This window comes from Brevibacillus soli (assembly GCF_044759095.2).
Taxonomy (GTDB): Bacteria; Bacillota; Bacilli; order Brevibacillales; family Brevibacillaceae; genus JBIYSM02.
The window spans coordinates 1-835 of the sequence record NZ_JBIYSM020000104.1 but is presented as its reverse complement, the minus strand read 5'-3'; the positions used below and the strand labels follow the sequence as shown (position 1 = coordinate 835).

At 51.1% G+C, this 835-nt stretch carries 1 protein-coding gene; it reads right to left on the bottom strand.

All coding sequences use genetic code 11. The annotated features are described in order from the left end of the window. Window positions 1-125: 125 nt before the first annotated feature. On the bottom strand, window positions 126-647 hold the full coding sequence (locus ACE99V_RS20345) for a type 1 glutamine amidotransferase domain-containing protein (protein ID WP_400493006.1): 522 nt from the start codon (window positions 645-647) through the stop codon (window positions 126-128). Window positions 648-835 lie beyond the last annotated feature (188 nt).

Genomic DNA, 835 nt, shown 5'->3' with positions numbered 1-835 from the left:
CTTCGCCGGGCGGGGCCCCGAACACTTTTCTAGCGGCTGTATGGGATGTCCAAATTTATAAATTCTTATACACCAAAAAACCACCATCCTTATGATGGCGGTCTCGCGGCTTGTTTTAGAGGCAATCAGTCAGCCAGTAAATCGGCAAACGCTTTTGCGTATGCGGGAAGATCAGGCGGACGGCGTGATCCCACGATATGTCCGTCCACGACTACTTCTTCGTCAACCCAAATGGCCCCCGCGTTCTCCATATCGTCTTTAATACCCGGAGTCGAAGTCGTTTTGACCCCCTGCAGGATTTTGGCGGAAATCAGTACCCATCCGGCGTGACAGATGTGGCCGATCGGCTTTTTGGCTTCGTTCATGGCGCGTATAAAAGACAAAATCTCCGGGTACCGCCGGAGCTTGTCAGGGGCCCATCCCCCTGGCACCAAAACGCCGTCGTATTCCTCCGGCTTCACATCTTTGATCGATTTGTCCGATTTGCAAGGAACGCCGTATTTCCCTTCGTATGTGCAATTCGCCTCCGGACCGACCAGATGGACAGCGGCTCCCTCCTCCCGCAATCGAAGCACCGGATACCACAGTTCCAGGTCCTCAAATTCGTGTTCCACGAAGCACACGACTTTTTTGCCTTGTAATCTCACGCGATCATCTCCTTGTTTACTTGCTTGCCTCTTTTCCATTCTATCAAGACAATGCTGTACTTTCCTACACAAGAAAACCCACCCGGCGTTAGCTATCCTCGACCCACTCGGCGTTAGCTAGTTTCCCCTGAAAAATTCCTGGGGTAAGTCAAAAACAAAAGGAATTCAGCTCTCTAAATGGAAGTAGT